Here is a 21,760-nt window from a genome sequence, read left to right as displayed (position 1 = left end):
CAGACGTCAGCGTGCGGAGTCGGCGTCAGCCGGCTTCCAGCGGAAGAGCCGTTTCTCGAGGAAGGTCAACAGGCCCTCGGCCAGCAGCGCGACGACCGCGAGGATCACCATCGCGGCGTAGACGCCGGCGGCGTTGAAGGTGCCCTGGGAAGCGGCGACCAGCAGTCCGAGCCCCTTGGTGGCACCGATGTACTCACCGACGATGGCGCCGATGAGCGCGAAGCCGAAGCTCACGTGCAGGCTGGTGAAGATCCATGACGTGGCCGAGGGGATGACCACCTGGAAGGTGACCTGGCGGTTGCTGGCGCCCAGGATGCGGGAATTGGCGACGAGGTTGCGGTCCACCTCCCTGGCGCCCTGGAACGCGTTGAAGAAGACGGGGAAGAACACGAGGACGACCGCTGAGGCCACCTTCGAGGCGGGGCCGAGGCCGAACCAGATCAGAAAGATCGGGGCGAGCACGATGCGCGGCAGGGCGTTGAGCACCTTGATGTACGGGCCGAGGACATCGGCGGCGAACCGGATCCGGCCCAGCGCGATACCGAGCAGCACACCGGCGATCACACCGATGACCCAGCCGAGGAGTGCTTCGTAGAGCGTGTACCAGATCTGCTCCCACAGGGAGCCCTGCGCGGTGCCGTCGATGACCCAGGTGCGGATCTGGTCCCAGATCTTCGACGGCATGGAGAAGTTGAACGGATCGATGACCGCGGTCCGGGCCAGCCACTCCCACAGCCCGATGACCGCGAAGAGCAGCGCGATCCGGCTTCCGAGCACCAGGAACCTGCGGTTGCGGGTGGCTCGCGCTCTGGCCTGGGTCCGCTCGGTCTTCGTGACGGCGGCGCTCGCGGTGACGGAATCAAGCGACATCGAGTGCACCCCTCTCGCGGGTGATACGGACCTCTTCGCCGAGCGAGGACCAGATCTCCCGGTAGATCTCCAGGAACCTGGGCTCCAGACGCACCTGTTCGACCTTGCGCGGGCGGGGCAGATCGATCTCGAAGACCTCCTTGACGGTGGCCGGCCCCGCGGTCATGACCACGACCTTGTCGGCCAGCGCGATGGACTCCTCCAGGTCATGGGTGACGAAGACGACGGAGGCGCCGGTCCCGGCCCACAGCTCCAGCAGTTCGTCGGACATCAGGGCCCGGGTCTGCACGTCAAGTGCGGAGAAGGGTTCGTCCATGAGCAGGATCTCGGGATCGTTGACGAACGTGGCCGCGAGTGCGACACGCTTGCGCTGGCCGCCGGACAACTGGTGGGGATAGCGGTCCTCGAAGGAGGACAGGCCGACCCGGGCAAGCCACTCCCGGGCGCGTTCCTTCGCCTCGGGCTTCGGCACGCCCCGGAAGCGGGGGCCCGCCATCACGTTGGACAGCACGGTGCGCCAGGGGAAGACCGCGTCCTGCTGGAAGACGAAGCCGACCTTGTCGCCGATGCCGCGCACCGGCTCACCGGCGACCAGCACCTCTCCCTCGGTGGGCTCCTCCAGGCCGCTGACCAGCGTCAGCGTGGTCGATTTGCCGCATCCGGTAGGTCCGACCACGGCAACGAACTCACCGCGCCCGATCGTGAGGTCCAGATCTCGTACGGCGGTGTGGAGCGCCCCCGACGGAGTCCGGAACGCTTTGCTCGCCCCCCGCAGTTCGATGGCGGGGCTCGTTTCGCTGTTCATGGGGCGGGACGCTAAATGCGGCTCGGGCACGACGGCACCCTTGCGCTCACAACTCATGCTTCTGCCCATAACCTGCGGTTCTGCTCGTTCTGCTCACGCCGGAAGAACGAAAGTGCTACGAGGGCTGGTCAGCGACGGCAGCGACGTTTACGTTGCGTTTACACAGCAAACGGATCAGCAGATTCCCAGGCGGGCGGAAGGCAGAGGACGAGCACATGCGGATTCACTGGCCTCGCCGTGTCTTCGCCCAGGTCCTGCTCACGCAGGTCGCCATCACGACCGGGGTGGTCATGCTCGTCACCGGGCTCTTCCTCGCCCCGCTCAGCCACCAGCTCGACGACCAGGCGATGCGCCAGGCTCTGTCCATCGCCCAGACGACCGCCGCCGAACCCCGTCTGGTCAACGACCTGACCAGCACCGAGCCGAGCCCCGGCGGCCCGGTACAGGCCGAGGCGGAGCGGATCCGGCGAGCGACCGGTGCGCTCTACATCGTGGTCATGGACACCCACGGGGTCCGCTGGTCGCACACCGACACCCCACAGATCGGCAAACACGTCTCCACCGATCCCAGTACGGCCCTGGCCGGCCGGGAGATCATGCAGATCGACGACGGCACCCTGGGCCGCTCGGCACGCGCGAAGGTCCCCCTCCGCGACGCACACGGGACGATCGTCGGCGCAGTCTCGGTGGGCATCGCCTACGACAGCGTCCGCGAGCGGCTGCTCGGCACCATTCCGGGACTCCTGCTCTACGCGGGAGCTGCGCTCGCCGCGGGTGTCCTCGCAGCCCTGGCCGTCTCGCGACGTCTGCAGCGCAGCACCCATGGCCTTGCCTTCGCCGACATCTCCGCGCTGCTGGACGAGCGCGAGGCCATGCTGCACAGCATCCGCGAAGCCGTTCTCGCCCTCGACGCGCGAGGCCGGATCCGGTTGCTGAACGACGAGGCGCAGCGTCTGCTGGAACTGACGCCGGACGCCGTCGGCCGTGCTCTGAGCGAGGTGCTGCCGCCGGGCCGTGCGGCAGAGGTGCTGACGGGGCAGGTCGACGGCGTGGACCTGCTCACGGTCTGCAGGGGACGCGTGCTGATCGCCAACCGCATGCCGACCGGTGACGGCGGAGCTGTGGTCACCCTGCGCGATCGCACCGAACTGGAGCTGCTCGGCCGCGAACTGGACTCCACGCACGGCCTCCTCGACGCGCTCCGCGCCCAGGACCACGAGCACGCCAACCGGCTCCACACCCTGCTCGGACTCTTGGAACTCGGAAGGCACGAAGCGGCGGTGGAGTTCGTGGCAGAGGTGGCCAACGGTCGCCGGGCCTCGGCGGAGCAGGTCGCGGAACGCGTCAACGACCCCATGTTGTCCGCGCTGTTGGTGGGCAAGTCGGCCATCGCGGCGGAGCGGGGCGCGTCCTTGCACATCTCCCCGAACACCATGCTCCCCGACGTCGTCGTGGACCCGCGCGATCTGGTGACCGTCCTGGGCAACCTCATCGACAACGCGCTGGACGTCGCTTCCCTCATCGAGGTCGAGCTCCGCGCGGAGGGCACCGCGACGGTCCTGCGGGTCAGCGACAACGGTCCGGGCGTGGCTCCCGATCTGCGCGAACAGATTTTCACCGAGGGCTGGTCCACCAAGGAGTCCCCCGCACATCGGGGCCGTGGGCTCGGCCTGGCGCTGGTACGCCGTCTCGCGGAGCGTTACGGCGGGGTGGCCCGCGTCGGTGCCAGGGCCGGTGGCGGCGCGGTCTTCACCGTCGTACTGCCCGAGACGCTCACCGTCCGGCAGCTGACCGAAGTGGGAGGGGTGCAATGATCGACGTCCTCGTGGTGGACGACGACTTCCGGGTGGCCGAGATCAACGCGGCGTACGTCGCCAAGGTGACCGGCTTCCGCGTGGTCGCTCGCGCCCACACCGCCGCCCAGGCACTGTCCGTCCTGGAACGCAGCCATGTCGACCTCGTACTTCTCGATCACTATCTTCCGGACGAGACGGGACTGACGCTGGTACGTCGACTGCGCCAGCTCGGCCACACGGCGGACGTGATCATGGTGACGGCCGCTCGCGATGTCACGACCGTGCAGACCGCCATGCGCTACGGCGCACTGCAGTACCTCGTGAAGCCGTTCAGTTTCGGCGGTCTGCGATCCAAGCTGGAGAGCTACGCGGCTTTGCGCCGCACTCTCGAAGGCGTGGGCAGCGGCCGGGGCGAGGCCGGACAGGAGCAGGTCGACCAGATCTTCGGGGCTCTCCGCACCCCGGAGGCCGTTCCCGCGGCCGGTCTGCCCAAGGGGCACTCCGCACCGACCGCCGAGGTCATCCGCCACGTCCTGACGGCGGCGGACGAACCGCTGTCCGCACACGAGGTGGCGGTCCGGGCCGGACTGAGCCGCTCCACCGCTCAGCGATACCTCAAGTATCTGGAGAGCGCGGGCCGCATCAGCCTCAGTCTCAAGTACGGCGACACCGGCCGGCCAGAGCACCGCTACGCGTGGGCGAGGGCGAGCTGAGCTCCGTGCGGCGTCGGAGGCATCCGGCACAGCACGGATCAGGTCGGTACCGAGAGGCTGGTGATCAGGACCGACGGTCACACGGGCAGCCGCGGCACGCTTTCGACCAGGCGACGTGTGTACGGGTGCGCGGGAGCGCCCAAGACCTGTCCGGTCTCGCCCTGTTCGACGATGTGGCCGCGCTCCAGGACGGCGGTGCGTTCGCACAGCGAGGCCACTACCGACAGGTCGTGGGAGACCATGACGAGAGTCAGACCCTGCTTCTGCTTCAACTCGTTGAGCAGGTCGACGACTTTGACCCGGGTCGTGACATCGAGTGCGCTGACGGGTTCGTCGGCGAGCAGCACCCGCGGGTCGCACACGGTCGCACGGGCGATCGCGATGCGCTGGCGCTGACCGCCGGAGAACTCGTGCGGATAGCGCTCGGCGGCGTCGGCCGGGAGACCGACCCGCTCCAGGGCGTCGGCCACCTTGGGGCCGGCCGTGCTCCGGCTGTCGATACCGAGGGAACGCAGTGGTTCGGACACGATGCTGCCGACACGCCTACGCGGGTCCAGCGACGAGTACGGGTCCTGGAAGACGCACTGCACGCTGCGCCGGAAGCGCCGCATCTGCTCGCGATCGCGCGGCTTCAGCTCGTCGCCGTCGAACCGGACGGTCCCGGAGGTTGCCCGGGCGAGCCCGAGCAGCAGCCGCAGCAGGGTCGTCTTGCCCGCGCCGGATTCGCCGACGAGGGCGAGGCTGTGCCCGGCCTCGACGGCGAAGGAGACGTCCTCGACGACGGGCGCGGTGTGTCCCCGGTAGGCGAAGGAGGCCGCGTTCAGCTCCAGTACGGGCGTCATCGTGCGCTCCTCAGGTCGAGAGCCGATTCCAGTTGCCGCGCGCTTGCCACCAGCGCCTTGGTGTACTCCTCGCGCGGGGCCCGCACGATCTCGCGGACGTCGCCCTGCTCCACGGCGCGGCCGTCCTTCATCACCAGGACGCGATCGGTGACCTTCGAGACGACCGCGAGGTCGTGACTGACGAAGAGGACGGCCATGCCCCGTTCCCGTACGAGGGTGTCGAGCAGGTCGAGCATGTCGGACTGCACGGTGACGTCGAGTGCGGTGGTCGGCTCGTCCGCGATGAGCAGCTTCGGGTCGCAGGCCAGGGCCATGGCGAGTGCGACGCGCTGTCGCTGTCCGCCGGAGATCTCGTGCGGGAAGGCGTGGGCGATGCGGTCGGGTTCGGGCAGCCGCACCTGCTCCAGGGCCTCCACGACGGCCCGCTTCAGCCCGGCGCCCCTGAGCCCTCGCCTTCTGCCCAGCGGTTCGGCGATCTGCCTGCCGACACGCATCAGGGGGTCGAGTGCGGTGAGCGGCTCCTGGAAGACGATGGCGGCGTCCCGGCCGCGTACACCCGTGAGCTGCTTCTCGCTCGCGCCCACGATCTGGGTGCCGGCGAGTTCGGCGCTGCCGGTGGCCGTCATGCCGTCGGGCAGCAGGCCGAGGACGGCAAGAGTGGTCAGCGACTTCCCGGAGCCCGACTCGCCGATGAGGCCGAGTCGTTCGCCGGGGGCGATGCTCAGCGAGAGGCCGTCGACGAGGATGCGTCCGTCGGCCGTACGGATCACGAGGTCGCGTACGTCGAGGATGTTCATGCGCTCCTCCGTCGGGCCGCCGGGTCGAGGGTGTCGCGCAGTCCGTCGGCGACGAGGTTCACACCAATGACGAGCAGGACGAGCAGGATGCCGGGGGCCAGCGCACCGGCCGGGGCCGTGGTGAAGGTGGCCTGAGCCTCCTGGAGCATGCGGCCCCACGAGGCGTTGGGCGGCGGAGCCCCCAGGCCCAGGTAGGACAGGCCGGCCTCGGCCAGCACCGCGAGTCCGAAGTGAAGGGCCAGGTTCACCACGAGCGTCGGCCAGATGTTGTGCAGCACATGCCCGGCCACGATCCGCGGCCACGACGTGCCGGACGTGCGCGCGGCCGTGATGTAGTCCTGTGCCAGGACCCGCTTGACCAGGACCCGCACGAGCCGCCCTACAACCGCGCTCTGCGCGAGGCCGATCGCCAGCACCGCGGACCCCAGTGTGGCCGAGTGCGCGGCGACGATGAGCATCGCGAGCAGCAGCGTCGGGAAGGCGATCAAGATGTCGAGGAACGCGGAGAGCGTGTCGTCGAGCCAGCCCTGGGCGAACGCGGCCAGCACGCCCAGCGTGACACCGACGGCGGCCGCGATGAGGACCGATCCCAGGCCCGCTTCGAAGGCGACCCGGGAGCCGGTCATCAGCTGGGTGAACAGATCGCGGCCGAGCTTGTCGGTGCCCAGGAGATGACCCTCACCGGGACCCGTGAGCCGCCCGCCGGACGTGTCGTCGGCGGCGTACGGAGCCCAGAAGAGCGAGACCAGCGCAAGCAGCGCGATGAGGCCGGCCAGCACACATCCGACGGTCAGCGTGTACGAGCGCTTCGTCGACTGCTTCATCGGACACCCCCGGAGAGCCTGCCGCGGAGCCGAGGATCGATGATCCGCTGTACGAAGTCGGCGGCGAAGCCGATGACCAGCACCGCGAGCGTGGAGACGAACAGCACGCCCTGGATCACCGGGTAGTCGTGCTGTGCGATGCCGGTCGCCAGCAGCGAGCCGAGGCCGGGAAGCGCGTACACGGACTCCACGACGACCGCGCCCAGCAGCGTGGACGCCAGCTCGATGCCGAGGATCGAGATCACCGGCACCGAGGCGTTGCGCAGACCGTGCCGCCACATCGCCCGCCCGAACGACGAGCCCAGGGCTCGGGCGGTGCGCAGATAGTCGCTGTCCAGTACGTCGAGCGTGGCCGACCTGACGTAGCGGATCAGTGACGCGCTCATCACGAGCGCGATGGTGATGACGGGCAGGGCGAGCGAGCGGACCGCCTCGGCCGGCTGCGACCAGCCGTCCGGCGGGAAGCCGCCTGCGGGAAGCCAGCCGGCGTTCAGCGCGAAGACGGCTATCAGGATCATCCCGAGCCAGAACACGGGCACGGCGATGCCCAGTTGGGAGACTCCGCTGAGCAGCGCGCCGTACCAGGTCCTGCGCCGGTGCGCGGCGACGAAGCCGACCGGGACGGCGATGAGCACCGCCAGGACGAACGCCGTGAGCGTGAGCGGGATCGTGACGTTCAGCCGCGAGACGACCTCGGGCGCGACCGGCAGCGAGCTGACGAACGACGTACCGAGGTCACCGCCGGCCAGCTGCCCGATCCAGTGCACGAACTGCTCGGGCAGCGGCTTGTCGGAGCCGATGGAGTGCCGCGCCGCCGCGATCTGCTCGGGGCTGGCGCCCACCGAGGTGAGCGCGTTGGCGGGGTCGCCCGGCAGCATCCGCAGCAGCACGAACAGGACCACGCTCGCGAGTGCCAGCGACACCAGCAGGAAGGCGAGGCGACGCAAGAGATACCGCGCCATCAGCCCTTCTCGATGTCGTACGCGAAGAACTGCGAGTTGAGGCCGTTGACCGGGTATCCGGAAAGCTTGCTGCCGGCCACGACGATCTGCGGGTACAGGTACAGCCAGTCGCTCGCCGCGTCCTCCGCGGTCCGGCGGTTGACCTTCTTCAGCAGTGCGGTCTGCTCAGCCGTGCCGGAAGCCTGCTCGGCCTCTTCGACCCACTTCGTGACCTGCTTGTTGTCGTAGCCCCAGTAGAAGTCGGGGTTGCCGTACCAGACCAGGTCGCGGTCGTTGACGTGCTCCTGGAGCGTGGCCGTGAAGTCGTGGTTCTTGTAGACCTTCGTGTACCACTCGTCCGGCGTGATCGTGTTGATCTTGACGGTGATGCCGACCTTGGCGAGCTGGGACTTGATGAAGGTCGCCGCCGTCGGGTGCGGGTCGTAGTTCGGGGTGTCGAGGGTGAAGGTGAAGCCGTTCTCGTATCCGGCCTCGGCGAGCAGCTTCTTGGCTCGCGCGGTGTCGTAGGCGTTGACCTCGGTGAGGTCCTCGTACCACGGGTCGGTGGGCGGCACCATGGAGCCGATGAGCTTGCCGTAGCCGCCCCAGACGGACTCCAGCAGCTTCTTGTCGTCGATGGCGGAGGAGACGGCCTGGCGGACCTTGACGTCCGTGAAGGGCTTGGCCTTGTCGTTGAAGGCGAGCAGCAGCTTGGTCGTCGAGTTGCCGTCGTTGACCTTGTAGTTCTGGTTGCTCTTGAACTGGTCGAGGGCGTCGGGCGACTGCTCGCTCGTGACGACGTCCACGGCGTTGGTCAGGAGCGCGTTGTTGAGAGCCGTCGCGTCCTTGTAGTAGTGGAAGACGACCTGCTTGTTCTTGGCCGCGTCACCCCAGTACCCGGCGAACCGGTCGAGGCTGAGAGCGGAACCGCGGGTCCACTTGTTCAGCTGGTACGGGCCGGTGCCGTCCTCGCTCGTCTTGAGGCTCTTCGCGTCGGAGTTGATGACCCACACGTAGGAGAGGTTGTAGACGAAGGAGATGGACTTCTTCGACAGCTGGACCTTCACCGTGCGCGCGTCCGGTGTCTCGACGGACTTGACGACCTCGAGATTGCTCTTGCGCGCGGACTGCGAGTCCTTGGCTGTCACCTTCTCCAGGCTGTACTTGACGTCCTGGCTGGTGAGCTTCTTGCCGCTGTGGAACTTCACACCGTCGCGGAGGGTGAAGGTGTACGTGAGTCCGTCGCCGCTGACCTTGTAGTCCTGGGCGAGCAGATTCTCGACCTTGCCGTCGTCGGTGAGCTTGAACAGCCCCTCGTACACGTTGCCGTTGAGCGCCTCGGTGACGCCCTGGCCGCCGCCCGCGGTGTTGTCGAGGTTCTGGGGCTCGTAGAGCGAACCGATGTTGACCGTGGCGTTCTTGTCGTACGCGCCTCCGGCGGCGCCGCCCCCGTTGGAGCCCCCGCCGCAGGCGGTCAGGGTCAGGGCGAGGGCAACGGCGGTGGCGCCGCCGTACAGAGAGGTCTTCTTGATGCTCATGAGGAGTACGCGCTTTCGTGCTGCGAGGCGGGAGTACGGGGTTGATCAGTGCTGCGCGAGGAAGCCGTCACGGAAGACGGGGAGCTTCTCACCGGCCTCGACGGGCAGGTGGAAACGGTTCTGCCGCGGCGGCATCGGACAGTTGTACTGGTCGGAGAATCCGCACGGCGGCACGAAGGCGCGATTGAAGTCGAGGAGGACACGGCCCTCGCCGGTGTGGGTGACGAAGAGGAAGCGCCCGGCGCCGTAGGTGGTGTCGCCGTTGGTGGGGTCACCGAAGACGAGCAGCAGGGTGCCGTCGTCGTCGAAGGCGCTCAGCACGTACTCCTGTCCGTCCAGGGTGAGCGCGATGTCACCCGGCACGGCGAGGTCACGGGTACCGCCATTGTCACGGATGTGCTCGAAACCGACCCGCCGGGCGCCCGGCACCGGGGTGTACGAGGCCTCCAGTACCCACGCCGGGTCGTACGCGAAGACATCGGTGCGGTCGAAGTTCTGGATCGCGGGCGACTTGGCGTCCCAGAGGCGCAGACCGTGCTCCGGCTCGCCGGTGACGAGGTCGGTGCGCTGGACCGTGGTGACGGCCACGTTCTCCGGCTGTCCGGCACGGGCCGCATCGAGGTCGGGGTGCTCACCGGCCGGGGCCCAGCGGGTCTCCACGAGGGCGAGGTTCCCGGAGGGCGAAGTGATGGAGCGCCGCCGCTCGGCGCGCCATGCCTCCCAGTCCGCGGCGGGGTCGGTCGGCTGGTCCGGGACGGCGGCGTGGGACACGGCTTTACTCATTCGCGTAGACGGTCGGCGGCTGCCACACGTCGAATATCACGCTGCGTGAAGTTCAGCCCAAAGGACCTTCTTTATCTTTCATAAGGCAAGCTAATGTCAAATTCGAGCCACTGGCCGAGATGGGTCTGCCTGTTCCGGCAGGTCGGAGCCCAGAAAGCGCACCGTGCCACCCCCGGAAGGAGCATCCCGGGTTGCTCGGCATGCGACACGCGGTGCTCCGGAGCACGCTGGTCCTGAAGCTGCCTGTCCGCCCGACCGGCAGTCGGCCAGGAAAGGGGTGGCAGCCATGTTCGCGAGGCTGAGCACCTACCAGGGTTCACCGGTTCCTGCAGAGGGAGACCTGACGGCGAACTGGGAAGCGACTCTCCAGCAGATCCAGGAGGCTTCAGGCTTCCGCGGCGTGTTCTACCTCGTCGACCGGGCCTCGGGGAAGGCTGCGTCACTGACTCTGTGGGAGGACGAGGAGGCCATGCAGGCCAGCGAGGACAGTGCCGCCCGGCTCCGCGAGGAGGTTGCGCACAGGGAAGGTCAGCGCGTCGCCTCGGTCGAGCATTTCGAGGTGGGCTTCGGTCAGGTGGAGCCGTCGTAGTCAGCGCGTCAGGCGCTGACTACGACGCAGGGTCGCCGGACCGCCCTCACACAGGCCGCGCCCTGGCCGGGTCCGCTCGCGGTCACTCGGGATCCACTACCTCGCCGACGCAGCCGGCAAGCGGGGCTGAGCCATTCGTGTTGTGATCGAAGACAGGGAAACACGCCGGTCGAGGACGGGAGGACATCATGTCCGAGAAGCTGCTGGCCCGAGACATCATGACCGGTGGCGTGCAGTGCGTCGGCGCACACGAGTCGTTGCTCGAGGTGGCGAAGACGATGCGTGATCTGGGTGTCGGCTGCCTTCCCATCTGCGGAGACAACAACAGGCTCACCGGCTTGATCACCGACCGGGACATCGTCGTCAAGTGCTGCGCCGAGGGCATCGACCCGGCAACCGTGCAGGCCGGATCCCTCAATGCCAAGATCCACTGGATCGATGCCGAAGCGGACGCCGCCGATGTCCTGACGACCATGGAGCAACATCAGATCAAGCGACTGCCGGTGATCGACGTGAAGGGCGGCCACCGACTGGTCGGCATGATCACGGAGGCCGATCTCGCGAAGAACCTGAGCGATGAACAGATCGCTGAATTCGTGAGCTGCGTGTACGCGACCGCTCAGACGTAGCAGCTCAACTGCCGCCGCACCACAGGCTTCTCATGACGCGGGCGGTGCGTATGCTCTGCGCATGATCCAGGCGGTATTGCTAGACCTCGACGCAACTCTGCTCGACTACGGCACGCCCGCTTGGAGGGCGACTGTGCGGGCGGTGTGCGACGTACTGGCCGGGTCCGCCCCCGACCTCGATACCGACGCGCTCGACGACGCCTATACACGCCGCTATCTCGACCACATGCGGTCGGGCGGGGAGGGGGCACAGCACCCGCCCGGCCGGATCCCGGATGCCGATTCCATCTGGAGGGAGTGCTGGGGGCAGGCACTCGACGAGTGCGGGCACACCGAACTCGCCGGTCCTGCGACCGATGAATACAAGCGGCAGCGTCGTCGGCGCTACGTCCTGTTCGAAGACGTGGTGAACACGCTGAGTGAGTTGCGCAGCGCCGCGTACCGGCTGGGGCTCGTCACCAACGGCCCTGGCGACGCGCAGCGGGACAAGATCATGGCGACCGGGCTGGACAGGTTCCTGGACCTCACCGTGATCTCGGGCGAGGTAGCCGTGTCCAAGCCCGATCCGAGGATTTTCGAGATCACTCTCGAACGCATGGGTCTCGAGCCCGCCGATGTCTGCCACGTGGGCGACAGTCTGGTGACCGATGTCGGCGGAGCCCTCAACGCGGGCCTGGGTGCCTCGATATGGCTGAACCGTTCCCGCGTGGCGCGCGACCCCGTGCTGAGCCCGCCGTCACACGAGATCACTTCCCTTCACGAACTTCCTGCCCTGCTTCGAAAGGGTTCCGCCTGAGGGCTGTCCCGTCAATCCCTCTCCGGGCGGCCATCGCCCGGAGAGGGAGCAGGGAGATCAGGCGTGCGCTGCGGGGCGGGTGGGGCGCAGACGGGACTTGACGCCCACGAGCACGGCCGACAGCACCGCCCAGAGGGCGAGCGTGAGCAGCGGCGCTCCTGCGTGGGCACCGTCGAAGTAACTCAGATCGCTCACCGCCCGTACCGCCGCGCCGGGCGGCAACAGGGCGGAGACGGCACGGGCCGCGGCCGGCAACAGGTCTGAGCTGATGGTGGCGCCGCTGGTGGAGTTGCCGATCGTAAGCAGAAGCAACGTCGCCACCGGGACGCCGATGGGGCCGAGGTAGGTGCCGAGCAGCTTCGTGGTGAAGGCCGCCGCGGCCGCCAGCAGCGCCAGCGTGGCCGCCAGCGGGAAGAACGGGGCGGGCACCGCGTTCAGGACAGGGCCTGCGATGATCGCGGCAACGGCGCCGACCGCCACCGAGACGCCCGTGAGCAGCCAGAACCGGTGCCGCAGGTGGAGCACGTTCGCCAGGCCCAGCGCGTTCTGGGCCAGGACGAATCCGGCGAGGGTGACGCCGAACGACACGTAGAACCCGGCGAGACCCCGCCCGTCGAAGGGAGCGAGCGGCACCACGTCGGTCGTCGTGACCTGCTGGCCGGATCCCGCGGCGTACGCGGACACCACGCTCTTGACCGCGCCCGTGGTGGAGAGGCCGTTCGCCCCGGCCACCTCCAGGCTCAGCTGTCCGGCACCGTGGGAGCTCAGGGCAGCCACCACGTCGTGCCGTTCCACGGCCTGGCGGGCCGCGGCCGCGCTCACCGCGGGGTGTACGTCGACGCTGTCGCGGAGCGACAGCTCCATCTTGTGCGCGAGGGTGCTGCCCACGACGGCAACCGGCAGCTGATGCGGCTTCGGGTCGCGTTGCAGCCCGACGTAACAACTGATGAAGGCCGAGACGAGGACCAGGGCGATCACCGCGGGCTGCAGCAGCGTCCGCAGCGGCGGCCGACTGCTCGGGCCCGGGTGGCGCGGCGCGGACGCCTCGCCGGGGACGGAGCCGGGCGGTGCGGTCACTTCCTCACTGCGGGCGGAAGCGGGACCGGCGGTGGGTGTCATGAGGTAACTCCGGAGTTCTGAAAGATGATGGACCGCGCGAGGCCGCAGGGGCCCAGCCGCGTCAGGCGGCGGCCGACGGCGTGGCCAGGCTCTGGCCGACCTGGCGGTCGAGGTCGTCGGCGCGGATCTCGGCGAGTCCGTGCCGCAGACCGTCCAGGGCCCGGGTGGCCATCCAGATCGGGTCGATCTTCTGACCGGCGGGGACGTGGTCGGCCACGTCCATGAGGCCGACGTGCAGGGTGGATGCGGCGATGCCGTGCGGAGCGAGCTCCCGGCCGACCGAGCCGGTCGGCACCCAGGAGGCGGCCTCGGCCGCGGAGTGGGCCCCTTGCCCGGGCGGGTGGCCGCCGGTGACGGAGTCCTTCGGTCCCATGCTTCTCCCTGCGACGGCCGCAGCGGCCACCCTTCGTGAGCGCTGCGGACCAAAATAGATTTCACTAACAATCTAAACAGGGTCGTACGATAGATTGCAACCGACATCCAAGTGGAGGAGGTGGCCCGATGGGCCGCGTGTCACAGGCACAGGCACAGGAGAACCGGAAGCGCGTGGTCGCCAACGCCTCCAGGCTGTTCCGGGAACAGGGCACCGGCGTCAGCGTCGCGGACCTGATGAAGTCGGCCGGGATGACCCAGGGCGGCTTCTACAAGCAGTTCGCGTCGAAGGACGCGCTGGTCGGCGAGGCCACCGTGCACGCCTTCGCCCAGCTGGAGGCGCGCCGTGCGGCAGAGCTCGATGCGCACGACGGGCGGCGTGACGGCGCCCGTCGAGGTCTGATCGACTACTACCTGTCGCCCCGGCACCGCGACAACGCCGGCGGCGGCTGTCCCGCCGCCGCGCTCGCCGCCGACATGGCCCGGGACGCGGGTGACGCCGCCCACGACGTCTACATCGAGGGAGTACGCGACTTCGGCCGGTGGCTCGCCACCGACGACGAAGACGGCCTGGCCCGCCTGGCCACCCTGGTGGGTGCCCTCCTGCTGGCCCGCGCGACCCACGGCTCCCCCCTGTCCGACGAGATCCTCCACGCGGCCCACGCGGCCCTGGCGGACGACAGCTGATCCGCCGGGCCCCTTCACCCACCGAGACGGCGTTCGTCAGGGCCCCTCACCCGGGCGCGACATTTCGAAAATGCGCGTAACGACGCTTGCGCCCCCATGCTGGATGGGTGTGCACATGGCCCGTACGGAGAGGGGTGCCCGAGATGATCCGCCGCAAGTGTTCGGCCCTCGGCGCAGCACTGCTGACCGCCGGGGCCCTGGCCACGACGACGCCCGGGGCGGCTGCCGCCGAGAAGACATGCCCCTACACGTCCTCCATCGATCGTCCCGCGCTCACGCACGTGAGCACCGGTCCTTCCGTGAAGCAGGCTCAGTGTCTGAGCAACGTGTGGGGCGGCGTTCCGAAAGTCGCGGTCGACGGGGTGTTCGGCACCGCCACGGCGAAGAAGATCATCTGGATTCAGGGGTGCCACGGCCTGAGCAGGACCGGGGTCGTCGACCGGGACACCTGGCGGGTGCTCTACCACCCCGCGCTGGACTGCTACGACCCGTATCCGACGTGACCTGCCCAGGTTCGGCCGCGACGGCCGGCGCGGAGAATCGCGCGTAAAAAAGGGAGCTGGGCCGTCGGCGTGGCCCGCACACATGACCGGCCGATGGCCTCTCGCGCACCTGGAAGGTCGCGGGGCAGCCACCGGCCGGCGCATACACACGGTTGTCACACCGTGGGGTCGATGTCCCCGCTGCTCGCCTGCTTGCTCTGCTGCTTGAGCTCGCGGGCCTTGTCCTTCAGCCGCTGACGCTCCTGCGGGTCGGAGATACGCTCTGCGGCCTGTTCCATCTCCTGTGCCTTCTGGAGAAGTTGCTGGGCACGGGCACCGGACTCGCCTGCAACGCTCATGATCACTCCTTGGTGTCTTCGGGGAAGAGCGGGCCACACCAGCGAAGCAGCGCGCCTGTACCCGCGCATCTCGAAGGCTCACCCACCGTTATCCGCGCAGGCCGCGTACGCACATGAGGGTTCGAACCCATCCGCCGCCGAGGCGCAAGCGGCCGCCCATGGAAGCGGGTTGATCAGTACGAACGACTGCGCCTGTACGCCGGGCAACCGTTCCTGGGGCACCCGGCAGCTCGGTGTCGATCCTGACCTGGCCGCTGAGGCGGCGGTACGCCGGTGAGGTCCTCCGAGTGCGACCCGTCGCAGGCCATGGGCCGGCGTCTCCGCTACTGGCGCGGACGGTCGAACCAGTCTCTGGCGTCCCGTTTGGTCGAGAGGACGATCACGAGAGCGCCGGCTACGACGTCAACGCCCCACGCGCCGTTGTGCAGCTTCGCGCTGATGGCGGTGCCGGCGGTGATCAATGAGCCGACGAGAATCAATGAGCCGATGCCAACTGCGCCGATACGGACGCGGTGGCCGCCGGTGGTGAACTTCGCGGCGCTGACGATCGCGGCTGCGGCAAGCGCTCCGAACGGGAGCGCCGCGAGGAGGAGCAGGCCGATCACCACCTGCCCCATGGCACCGGTCTGCAGGGTGGCAGCAGCCCATACGAGCCACAGGGCGGCGACGATGTTTCCCGCACCCACGACGAGGAGCAGGGCGCGGGCGGACTTGACGGTGCCGGACATCCGGCTCATGCGGGTTCCTTCGAACGGGCTCGCGTGGGTGGCGGCGCTCAGGCGTCAGTCGGAAGTGGATCACGTCGTGGTGGCGAGTTCGACGAGGTGCCGAGATGTGCCGGCAGGATCGACGATCTGATGGAGGTGTGCGCCGGGCAGGTGTGCCACACGCCAGCCGCGTTCGCGCGCCTCGGCGGCAAGTTCGTCGTACGGAGGGCCGAACAGCAAGTAGGAGCAGGGATGGTCGTCCCAGCCGTCGGGGACCGGGACGTGCTGCTCGTAGTAGGAAAGCGGCAGGGTGGGCTGCTCCTCGCTGAAGGTCTGTCGCATCGCCGGATCGGAGAACATGGGCGCGACGTCTTCCTCGTCCCACCAGTCGGTCCAACGTGGAAGCCTGCCGTTCACGGCCATCGGGCCGAGAAACTCCAGCAATTCTGGTGAGGCGACAGGGGTCGCCCCCACCAGGGCCGGCAACGCGGCATCGACGAAGATCGAGCTGGTCACCGGATGGTCGAGGCCCGAGCGGATCGCCGGGAGAAACAAGCCTGCATTGCTGTGTGCCACCAGCGTGACAGGGCTGCCGGCCGGTCCCTGCCGGAGGTCGTCCCGGACGGCATCGACGATCCGGGGCCAGAACGGCGGAGCACCGGCGCCGATGCGCAGCAAGGACGGCACCTGTACCTGGTATCCCGCCACCGTCAGGAGTTCGGCCACGGGGCGCCAGGTCGAGGGGCCCACGGACGGACTGTGCACGAGAACGAAGATCGGCTTCATGTGACGATCCGGCCGTCCATGCCATCGGGGCCGCGACGGTGTCGGCCGACAGCAGAACGCTCGGCCTCGAAGAAGTTCACGTGCCGCGACGTAGCCGTTGCGACTCGATACGACGTTCGACGCTGAACACCTTCGCAGTCCGACGCGCCCGACGGTGCAGTCCATGGTGCAGCGGATGACCTCACGACGGGTCTTCCCCTCGGCGAACGGGGCTCGTAACCGCGGTGGACGTCGGCGAGTCGGCCGGCATCGATCGTGCGGGCTCGCCCTGCTCGGGTCTGGCGCCCGGGACCTGCCCCGGCCGGGGGATGTGATCCAGATAGGTCACGGTCAGGAACTTGATCTGGCGTGCGCTCACCGACACCAGTTGGTGATCGGTGAGCGGTCGGGAGGGCGCCCCGGCGTGAGACCGGTATTGCAGGGGAGCGACCAGGGCCAATTCGCGGTCACCCGTCTCCTCGGCCTGGTGTGCGAAGTGCTTGAGCACGCCGGCCAGATACGATCCGTCGACGAGTTCGCAGCCGACGTACGTGCACTTCGCCCCGGTGAGTGCCGGGTAACGGCCGAACAGCAGCCACCACGACGACTCGACCGACAGCGGGCCCGGACCGCGCGGCAGCAGCTGGGCGGCGGCGAGCGCGGCAGCGGACGCAGCGACGAGCAGTGCGCAGGACCACAGCGTCAACTGCCCGTAGTCGTAGCGCACATAGGCCCAGCCCTCGCGCACGAGGCGTCCGGTGTCGGGGGTGGGGCCGGGTGCCGCCGTACGGATCAGCGCGAATACCGCGAGGGCGATCCCGTCGAAAGCGAGGCTGGCCAGCACGACGCGGGTGGTCTCGCGGAACGCGGACGAGGTGCGCTCGGGCAGGCGCACGTCGCGGGCTGCCGCATAGATGAATCCCGGGACCAGGCAGACGACGAAGAGAGCCAGTCCGAGAAGGGAACTGGGCATGGCTCCTCAGCTCTCCGCGTCGTCCGTACGGTGCTCCCCCTGCCGCCCGGCACCGTCTGCCGTCGTGCTGTCGGACGCGCCGGCCGGTGCGTCAGGGATGCCGGAAGCCGGTGCAGGCAGTCCCACGCCGGCGATCACGGCCTGGCCGCCATGCTTGGGGCCGTTGAGGAGCTCCTCGCGTGGGCTGGTGAGCGGCCGCCGTCCGCGCGGCTTCGGTGACGGGGTGGAAGTGGTGGCGCCGGCTCCCGCGTCATCGCCCACCATCAGTGCCTCCTTGCGCATCATGCGAACGTGCCTACCGATCCTCTTTTTCGGCTCGTGAGCCGCAGTGCAGACCGTTGGACCTCACGGGCCGGTGTGGATGAAGGGTGTCCAGATCGCCAGTTCCATACCCGGCTGGGCACGCAGCTCCCGCACAGCGTAGTGGAGTGCGAGCGCGCATTCCTCGGATGCCAACTCACCTTTACTGGAGAGGGAGTTGTACAGATGGTCGGCGACGAAACCAGCGTAGCGGCCGAGCACCGTCCACATCGTGGCCACCACGTGGCGGTATCCGGCGAACTGGAGCGCGGCGGCGATGTGGATCGCCTCGTCGGGCTGACCGTAGCCGGTGAGCGCCGTACTGCAGCTGGACAGGAAGGCGAACTCCGCGTCGTCCAGACGCAGTCGGCCCAGATCGGCGACGGTCAGCGTCCCGTCGTGCAGTCGCAACCCGCTGTGCGAAGGGTCGAGAGGGTCCAGGTCACCGTGGCAGGTGATGTGTGCCCAGCTGTGGTCGCCCAGCGCTCGGCGCACGGCATCCCGAGTGGCCTCGGGGCCGACCATGACGCTGGTCCGGTCGGGAAAGAAGGCGCTCACGGCCTCGACGTCCTCTTCCGCGTCCGGGAGGGGTGGCCGACCAGGTGTCTCCGGCATCGCCACAAGCAGCATCCGGCGCCGCCCGGGCCGGGAAGACGGGCGCGTACGGGCCTTGATCAGGGCGCGCAGTGTCGGTGTGTAGGAGGATACGACCCGGTCCAGTACGCAGGCCCCCGGCCGGGGTCCGGGGTGGTAGCGGCCCGCGGCGTGGAACGGCAGGAAGGTCAGCGGGCCCGCAGGGCACCACCACACCCGCGGCCAGGCGCCTTCGGTCGGCTCGCCGGTGTGGCCGAGCGCGTCCAGGACGGGTTCGACGGCATCGTCCCACAGCCAGTTCAGGACGTCCCTCATCATCAGGCCGAGCAGGTCGAGTTGTCCGTCCGCGTCGCGCTCCATGTCAAGAGCCAGCAGCAGATCCACGTATTCGTGCGATTCGAGAGCGCTCATGTACGTGGTCACGCGTTGCTGCACGACGTCCGGACTGAGCTGCGGCAGAGGGATCACCGTCAGCCCGTCCGGGGTCAGCGCCAGGGCATCGCTTCGGCGTTCGGCGACATTGATCAGGACGACTGTGCCGTTCCGGGCGGCGGTGCGCAGGTGGGCGAAGCCGGGCGGGAGCAGGAAGTCTCCGCATCCGGGGACATGTCGTACCTCCTCGCACAGCGCGTCCCAGTCGCGGGCCAGGTCCGTGCGCAGGTCCGCATGGTCACCTGGGGTGTTCAGGCTCTTCGGTCCGGCGTCCAGGGCAAGCAGGCGGGTGCGCACCTGGTCCAGCCGTTCGGCGAGTTCGGGCGCCGTCCGGCGTACCGCGTCCAGGTCGGGATCGATGTCGAGGGACTGCCTCCACAGGATGGCTCGGCCGTGCTCCAGCAGTTCGACGGCCCGTTCCGGACGGCCGGCGTCCAGGGCCACGGCGGCGGCCTCCTGGGTAAGGGGTCCGATCCGGGTCAGGTGCCGCTCGCGGTCACGACGGCCGAGGCCGTGCCAGGCGATCAGGGGGACACAGGCCATCGCCTGTTCGTAGGCGGCCAGGGCGAGGGACGGTTCGGGGGCCTGCTCAGCCAGCTCACGCAGTACTGTCATACGCAACAGGGGCGAAGCCGTCGCCGCCTCAGCGGCCTCCCGCAGCGTTTCGGAGGCGGATGCCCGGTCGGCTGCCGCGGCCGGCCCGGGGCGCGCGTCGACCCCCTTGAGCAGCAGCCGTGCCCGCAGGTGCAGAAGCTGAGCTCGCTCCGGCCGCCCCGTGGGGCACTCCTCCAGAGCGTCGGCGACGCTGGTGAGCGCCGCTCGATGGTCTGCCCACCGTGAGGTCGCCGAGAAGCGGGCCGCCAGGGCGTCCGCCAGGTTCGCCAGCAGGCCCGGGCGGAAGCGGTGTCCGACGGGAACGCCGTCAACCGCCTCACGCAACAGGCTGATCGACATGTCGATGTCGTACGTCAGCAAATCGGTCTCATCGGCCGACATGCTGTACGAGCCGTCCAGGTCGAGCGGGGAGGCCAGCTCATGGAATTGGTTGCTGTGAGCCAGTGCCAGGTTCGACAGATAGGCGGGGCGCAGCGTATGGCGGGGCGGTATCGCCCGCACGGCCTGTCCACCTGTCTCGATCGCCTCGGCCAGGTCCATCAGGTCGCCGAAGTGGTCGAAACGCAACCGCAGGGCGATCCCGGCCAGGTGCAGCGCGGTGTGCCGTTCGTGTTCCGGAGCGGCCTGTGCGGCATCGCGGCTCAGCGTGACCGCTTCGTCGAGATCGGCACGCCCGCCGCGACGCAGGAATCGGTCGAGCCGCGCGGTCGCGAACCCGGTGAGAACGAAGTGGTCGACGTCGGCCGCAGCGGCCTCACGGTACGCGGCGATCGAGGCGTCGAGGTCACCGACGTCCCCGGAGACCGCCGCACGGGCCCGCAGCGCGTTACCCAGCTCGGCGTGGGTGCGAGCGCGCATCGGTGCGTCGGCAGGAAGGAGGGCGAGGGCTTCGTCGAGGGCCTCGACGGCGTGGTCCATGTCCGATGGTGAACCGGATGCTTCCCCGCGAAGTGTGAGCGCGTAGCCGAGGACGAGCAGCTGGGACGCACATTCGGCCATGCTGCGACCGTCCTCGGCCGACCGCTCCACGCCGTCCTGTGCCGTCCGGACAGCGAGGTCGAGGTCATTCGGATCCGGCTCCAGACGGAACCTGTCGCACAGGGCCTGCGCCAGCGTCGGGCCGATGGCGGACTCCCATCGCACGGAGAGCGAGGCATCGGCGTCGGCTGCGGCTTCGAGGAGAATCTCGTCGGCGGTGGCGATGGCGGCATCCAACTCGTCGCGGTCCCCGGTGTGATGGTAAGCCGCGTAGTGCACCTCCGACCGGCGGACCAGAAGCCGCATACGCGCCTCTGTCCTGTCCTCACGCTCCAGACACTCGCCGACTGTCCGGGCGGCCTCCTCGAGGTACCGGCCTTCCCCGTCGACGCGGTACAGGTCGAGCAGCGTGGCCGCGAGCAGCTGAGCGACTTCGGCCCCCATCCGTGCGGCCCCGGGCGCGGACGACGACGTGCCGTAGGCGGCCCGCAGGCTGAGCACGCAGTCGTCGAGGTCCTGTCGACGATGGTGTCCGAGGTAAAGCGCTCGGCAGGCGCTGCCGAGCATGTGGTGCGTCTGTGCCGCCTCGGGACTGCCTTGAGGGTGGACGGTGAGCAGGCGCCGCAGAACGGCCGCCGCCTCCTCGTGGTGACCGGCCAGAAGCAGAGCGGCGCCGAGATTCTGGGCGGGCGCGACCCACTCGGGGTCGTCCGGACCGAGGGGGGCCAGCCCTCGGTGGGCCTGGCGCAGCTCGGCCGACGCCGCCTCCAGGTCCTCCGGCCGGCCGTGCAGTTGATGGCGTCGTAAGAGGGCCCGGCCCAGGTAACCGCGCATCACGGCCGCCGTCACCGGGTCGTCGGGGGCATGCCGCACCGCGTCGCTCAGATCGGCGACAGCTCCGTCCAGGTCCTCAGCCCGGCCGAGCACTTCGTACAGCGCGCACAGCTGATGACCGCGCAGGCACCGGTAGACCACGCGGTCGGCGTGCGCGCCGGCCTCGACGGCCAGCACCTCGGCCTCGGTCAGGACCGCGATCGCCCAATACATCGCGTCCGGATCCCGTCTGTGCGAGGCATCGCGTGCGAGCGCCGCTGCCAGGGCCGTGTCCAGCTCCCGGGCGGCGGAACGGGCCGCGTACTGCTGCTCCATGAGCGGGGGCAGCACCGCATCAGGATCCAGGTCGCGCACCCGGAAGAACAGTCGCACAGCGGCGCCTGTCGCCTCCTCGTGTGCGTGCCCGGCAACCTCCAGACGCAGATACCAGTAGAACCAGGCCAGTACGGCGGCCGCCTCCAGATCCAGTCGAGGTGCCTGGGCCAACAGTTCCTCGGCGGCGGTCACTGCCACCGGGTCGGTCACCGCGTCGCGCGCGCCCTGCTCGTACCGGACGATCCGGCGCCGCAGCGTGGTGAGCCGATTCAGTTCCTGCATTCGGTTCCCCCGTGTCCCGGAAC

23 protein-coding genes are annotated in these 21,760 nt (G+C 69.0%); 7 read left to right on the top strand and 16 right to left on the bottom strand.

Annotated features, from left to right (window positions below):
* Window positions 1-6 precede the first annotated feature (6 nt).
* Window positions 7-870: an ABC transporter permease gene (locus ACFYP5_RS31565; RefSeq protein WP_389042237.1), complete on the bottom strand. Its 864-nt coding sequence runs from the start codon at window positions 868-870 to the stop codon at window positions 7-9.
* Window positions 860-1,675: an ABC transporter ATP-binding protein gene (locus ACFYP5_RS31560; protein ID WP_030973163.1), complete on the bottom strand. Its 816-nt coding sequence runs from the start codon at window positions 1,673-1,675 to the stop codon at window positions 860-862. Before ACFYP5_RS31560 ends, ACFYP5_RS31565 begins: the two co-directional genes overlap by 11 nt.
* 215 nt (window positions 1,676-1,890) lie before the next feature.
* Between ACFYP5_RS31560 and ACFYP5_RS31555 the strand changes: the two genes are divergently transcribed.
* Both ACFYP5_RS31555 and ACFYP5_RS31550 read left to right on the top strand, forming a co-directional pair.
* Window positions 1,891-3,489 (top strand): ATP-binding protein, encoded by a 1,599-nt coding sequence (locus ACFYP5_RS31555; RefSeq protein ID WP_389042235.1) that lies wholly within the window; start codon window positions 1,891-1,893, stop codon window positions 3,487-3,489.
* Window positions 3,486-4,184 (top strand): response regulator, encoded by a 699-nt coding sequence (locus ACFYP5_RS31550; RefSeq protein ID WP_389042233.1) that lies wholly within the window; start codon window positions 3,486-3,488, stop codon window positions 4,182-4,184. The genes ACFYP5_RS31555 and ACFYP5_RS31550 overlap by 4 nt, the downstream gene beginning before the upstream one ends.
* Before the next feature lie 77 nt (window positions 4,185-4,261).
* Here the strand turns inward: ACFYP5_RS31550 and ACFYP5_RS31545 are convergent, their stop codons facing one another.
* From ACFYP5_RS31545 to ACFYP5_RS31520, 6 genes are read right to left on the bottom strand one after another with little or no spacing between them, the layout of a single operon-like run.
* Entirely contained in the window at window positions 4,262-5,026 is a 765-nt protein-coding gene (locus ACFYP5_RS31545; protein WP_389042231.1) for an ABC transporter ATP-binding protein, read from the bottom strand.
* Window positions 5,023-5,823 carry an ATP-binding cassette domain-containing protein gene (locus ACFYP5_RS31540; RefSeq protein ID WP_389042229.1) on the bottom strand — a complete coding sequence of 267 codons (801 nt, stop codon included), beginning with the start codon at window positions 5,821-5,823 and terminating at the stop codon, window positions 5,023-5,025. The genes ACFYP5_RS31545 and ACFYP5_RS31540 overlap by 4 nt, the downstream gene beginning before the upstream one ends.
* Window positions 5,820-6,647 (bottom strand): ABC transporter permease, encoded by an 828-nt coding sequence (locus tag ACFYP5_RS31535; RefSeq protein WP_389042228.1) that lies wholly within the window; start codon window positions 6,645-6,647, stop codon window positions 5,820-5,822. The genes ACFYP5_RS31540 and ACFYP5_RS31535 overlap by 4 nt, the downstream gene beginning before the upstream one ends.
* Window positions 6,644-7,609 (bottom strand): ABC transporter permease, encoded by a 966-nt coding sequence (locus ACFYP5_RS31530; RefSeq protein WP_389042226.1) that lies wholly within the window; start codon window positions 7,607-7,609, stop codon window positions 6,644-6,646. The genes ACFYP5_RS31535 and ACFYP5_RS31530 overlap by 4 nt, the downstream gene beginning before the upstream one ends.
* Window positions 7,609-9,126, bottom strand: a complete 1,518-nt coding sequence (locus ACFYP5_RS31525; protein ID WP_389042224.1) for an ABC transporter substrate-binding protein — start codon at window positions 9,124-9,126, stop codon at window positions 7,609-7,611. The genes ACFYP5_RS31530 and ACFYP5_RS31525 overlap by 1 nt, the downstream gene beginning before the upstream one ends.
* 45 nt (window positions 9,127-9,171) lie before the next feature.
* Window positions 9,172-9,909 carry a DUF1684 domain-containing protein gene (locus tag ACFYP5_RS31520; protein ID WP_389042222.1) on the bottom strand — a complete coding sequence of 246 codons (738 nt, stop codon included), beginning with the start codon at window positions 9,907-9,909 and terminating at the stop codon, window positions 9,172-9,174.
* 286 nt (window positions 9,910-10,195) lie between these two features.
* On the opposite strand from ACFYP5_RS31520, the gene ACFYP5_RS31515 reads away from it, so the two are divergent.
* The 3 genes from ACFYP5_RS31515 to ACFYP5_RS31505 all read left to right on the top strand — a co-directional run bounded on the left by ACFYP5_RS31515 (window position 10,196) and on the right by ACFYP5_RS31505 (window position 11,923).
* Window positions 10,196-10,498 carry a hypothetical protein gene (locus ACFYP5_RS31515; RefSeq protein WP_389042220.1) on the top strand — a complete coding sequence of 101 codons (303 nt, stop codon included), beginning with the start codon at window positions 10,196-10,198 and terminating at the stop codon, window positions 10,496-10,498.
* Window positions 10,499-10,686: 188 nt separating this feature from the next.
* Window positions 10,687-11,127 carry a CBS domain-containing protein gene (locus ACFYP5_RS31510; RefSeq protein ID WP_389042218.1) on the top strand — a complete coding sequence of 147 codons (441 nt, stop codon included), beginning with the start codon at window positions 10,687-10,689 and terminating at the stop codon, window positions 11,125-11,127.
* Window positions 11,128-11,188: 61 nt separating this feature from the next.
* On the top strand, window positions 11,189-11,923 hold the full coding sequence (locus tag ACFYP5_RS31505; protein WP_389042217.1) for an HAD family hydrolase: 735 nt from the start codon (window positions 11,189-11,191) through the stop codon (window positions 11,921-11,923).
* 57 nt (window positions 11,924-11,980) lie between these two features.
* Here ACFYP5_RS31505 and ACFYP5_RS31500 read toward each other — a convergent pair whose 3' ends face one another.
* Window positions 11,981-13,042: a hypothetical protein gene (locus ACFYP5_RS31500; protein ID WP_389042215.1), complete on the bottom strand. Its 1,062-nt coding sequence runs from the start codon at window positions 13,040-13,042 to the stop codon at window positions 11,981-11,983.
* Between the two features lie 61 nt (window positions 13,043-13,103).
* Window positions 13,104-13,415 (bottom strand): hypothetical protein, encoded by a 312-nt coding sequence (locus tag ACFYP5_RS31495; protein WP_389042213.1) that lies wholly within the window; start codon window positions 13,413-13,415, stop codon window positions 13,104-13,106.
* A 128-nt stretch (window positions 13,416-13,543) separates the two neighbouring features.
* On the opposite strand from ACFYP5_RS31495, the gene ACFYP5_RS31490 reads away from it, so the two are divergent.
* Complete coding sequence (locus tag ACFYP5_RS31490) at window positions 13,544-14,101, top strand: TetR/AcrR family transcriptional regulator (protein WP_389042212.1); 558 nt, start codon at window positions 13,544-13,546, stop codon at window positions 14,099-14,101.
* A gap of 143 nt (window positions 14,102-14,244) precedes the next feature.
* Window positions 14,245-14,604 (top strand): peptidoglycan-binding protein, encoded by a 360-nt coding sequence (locus ACFYP5_RS31485; RefSeq protein ID WP_389042321.1) that lies wholly within the window; start codon window positions 14,245-14,247, stop codon window positions 14,602-14,604.
* A 155-nt stretch (window positions 14,605-14,759) separates the two neighbouring features.
* Here the strand turns inward: ACFYP5_RS31485 and ACFYP5_RS31480 are convergent, their stop codons facing one another.
* From ACFYP5_RS31480 to ACFYP5_RS31455, 6 genes are all read right to left on the bottom strand, one after another.
* The gene (locus ACFYP5_RS31480) at window positions 14,760-14,942 is read right to left on the bottom strand and encodes a DUF6381 family protein (protein ID WP_352267134.1); all 183 of its coding nucleotides are present in this window, start codon (window positions 14,940-14,942) and stop codon (window positions 14,760-14,762) included.
* A gap of 323 nt (window positions 14,943-15,265) precedes the next feature.
* On the bottom strand, window positions 15,266-15,679 hold the full coding sequence (locus ACFYP5_RS31475) for a hypothetical protein (RefSeq protein ID WP_389042210.1): 414 nt from the start codon (window positions 15,677-15,679) through the stop codon (window positions 15,266-15,268).
* Between the two features lie 60 nt (window positions 15,680-15,739).
* Window positions 15,740-16,399, bottom strand: a complete 660-nt coding sequence (locus tag ACFYP5_RS31470; RefSeq protein ID WP_389042209.1) for an alpha/beta hydrolase — start codon at window positions 16,397-16,399, stop codon at window positions 15,740-15,742.
* A gap of 217 nt (window positions 16,400-16,616) precedes the next feature.
* The gene (locus tag ACFYP5_RS31465; RefSeq protein ID WP_389042207.1) at window positions 16,617-17,387 is read right to left on the bottom strand and encodes a DUF6338 family protein; all 771 of its coding nucleotides are present in this window, start codon (window positions 17,385-17,387) and stop codon (window positions 16,617-16,619) included.
* Window positions 17,388-17,393: 6 nt separating this feature from the next.
* Window positions 17,394-17,672 carry a hypothetical protein gene (locus tag ACFYP5_RS31460; RefSeq protein ID WP_389042205.1) on the bottom strand — a complete coding sequence of 93 codons (279 nt, stop codon included), beginning with the start codon at window positions 17,670-17,672 and terminating at the stop codon, window positions 17,394-17,396.
* A 60-nt stretch (window positions 17,673-17,732) separates the two neighbouring features.
* Window positions 17,733-21,737: a CHAT domain-containing protein gene (locus ACFYP5_RS31455; RefSeq protein ID WP_389042203.1), complete on the bottom strand. Its 4,005-nt coding sequence runs from the start codon at window positions 21,735-21,737 to the stop codon at window positions 17,733-17,735.
* Between the last annotated feature and the right edge of the window lie 23 nt (window positions 21,738-21,760).

It is taken from the genome of Streptomyces sp. NPDC005262, assembly GCF_042872425.1.
In the GTDB taxonomy this organism is placed as follows: domain Bacteria; phylum Actinomycetota; class Actinomycetes; order Streptomycetales; family Streptomycetaceae; genus Streptomyces.
Note: the sequence above shows the minus strand (reverse complement) of the source record. Positions and strands in the feature narration are given on the sequence as shown.

What these genes read in the sequence shown, in the direction of transcription:
- ACFYP5_RS31485 (WP_389042321.1), top strand. Translation starts at nt 14,245, where the DNA reads ATGATCCGCCGCAAGTGTTCGGCCCTCGGCGCAGCACTGCTGACCGCC.
- ACFYP5_RS31510 (WP_389042218.1), top strand. Translation starts at nt 10,687, where the DNA reads ATGTCCGAGAAGCTGCTGGCCCGAGACATCATGACCGGTGGCGTGCAG.
- ACFYP5_RS31560 (WP_030973163.1), bottom strand. Translation starts at nt 1,675, where the DNA reads ATGAACAGCGAAACGAGCCCCGCCATCGAACTGCGGGGGGCGAGCAAA.
- ACFYP5_RS31490 (WP_389042212.1), top strand. Translation starts at nt 13,544, where the DNA reads ATGGGCCGCGTGTCACAGGCACAGGCACAGGAGAACCGGAAGCGCGTG.
- ACFYP5_RS31500 (WP_389042215.1), bottom strand. Translation starts at nt 13,042, where the DNA reads ATGACACCCACCGCCGGTCCCGCTTCCGCCCGCAGTGAGGAAGTGACC.
- ACFYP5_RS31545 (WP_389042231.1), bottom strand. Translation starts at nt 5,026, where the DNA reads ATGACGCCCGTACTGGAGCTGAACGCGGCCTCCTTCGCCTACCGGGGA.
- ACFYP5_RS31525 (WP_389042224.1), bottom strand. Translation starts at nt 9,126, where the DNA reads ATGAGCATCAAGAAGACCTCTCTGTACGGCGGCGCCACCGCCGTTGCC.
- ACFYP5_RS31455 (WP_389042203.1), bottom strand. Translation starts at nt 21,737, where the DNA reads ATGCAGGAACTGAATCGGCTCACCACGCTGCGGCGCCGGATCGTCCGG.
- ACFYP5_RS31535 (WP_389042228.1), bottom strand. Translation starts at nt 6,647, where the DNA reads ATGAAGCAGTCGACGAAGCGCTCGTACACGCTGACCGTCGGATGTGTG.
- ACFYP5_RS31475 (WP_389042210.1), bottom strand. Translation starts at nt 15,679, where the DNA reads ATGAGCCGGATGTCCGGCACCGTCAAGTCCGCCCGCGCCCTGCTCCTC.
- ACFYP5_RS31465 (WP_389042207.1), bottom strand. Translation starts at nt 17,387, where the DNA reads ATGCCCAGTTCCCTTCTCGGACTGGCTCTCTTCGTCGTCTGCCTGGTC.
- ACFYP5_RS31460 (WP_389042205.1), bottom strand. Translation starts at nt 17,672, where the DNA reads ATGATGCGCAAGGAGGCACTGATGGTGGGCGATGACGCGGGAGCCGGC.
- ACFYP5_RS31505 (WP_389042217.1), top strand. Translation starts at nt 11,189, where the DNA reads ATGATCCAGGCGGTATTGCTAGACCTCGACGCAACTCTGCTCGACTAC.
- ACFYP5_RS31480 (WP_352267134.1), bottom strand. Translation starts at nt 14,942, where the DNA reads ATGAGCGTTGCAGGCGAGTCCGGTGCCCGTGCCCAGCAACTTCTCCAG.
- ACFYP5_RS31555 (WP_389042235.1), top strand. Translation starts at nt 1,891, where the DNA reads ATGCGGATTCACTGGCCTCGCCGTGTCTTCGCCCAGGTCCTGCTCACG.
- ACFYP5_RS31520 (WP_389042222.1), bottom strand. Translation starts at nt 9,909, where the DNA reads ATGAGTAAAGCCGTGTCCCACGCCGCCGTCCCGGACCAGCCGACCGAC.
- ACFYP5_RS31540 (WP_389042229.1), bottom strand. Translation starts at nt 5,823, where the DNA reads ATGAACATCCTCGACGTACGCGACCTCGTGATCCGTACGGCCGACGGA.
- ACFYP5_RS31495 (WP_389042213.1), bottom strand. Translation starts at nt 13,415, where the DNA reads ATGGGACCGAAGGACTCCGTCACCGGCGGCCACCCGCCCGGGCAAGGG.
- ACFYP5_RS31550 (WP_389042233.1), top strand. Translation starts at nt 3,486, where the DNA reads ATGATCGACGTCCTCGTGGTGGACGACGACTTCCGGGTGGCCGAGATC.
- ACFYP5_RS31530 (WP_389042226.1), bottom strand. Translation starts at nt 7,609, where the DNA reads ATGGCGCGGTATCTCTTGCGTCGCCTCGCCTTCCTGCTGGTGTCGCTG.
- ACFYP5_RS31515 (WP_389042220.1), top strand. Translation starts at nt 10,196, where the DNA reads ATGTTCGCGAGGCTGAGCACCTACCAGGGTTCACCGGTTCCTGCAGAG.
- ACFYP5_RS31565 (WP_389042237.1), bottom strand. Translation starts at nt 870, where the DNA reads ATGTCGCTTGATTCCGTCACCGCGAGCGCCGCCGTCACGAAGACCGAG.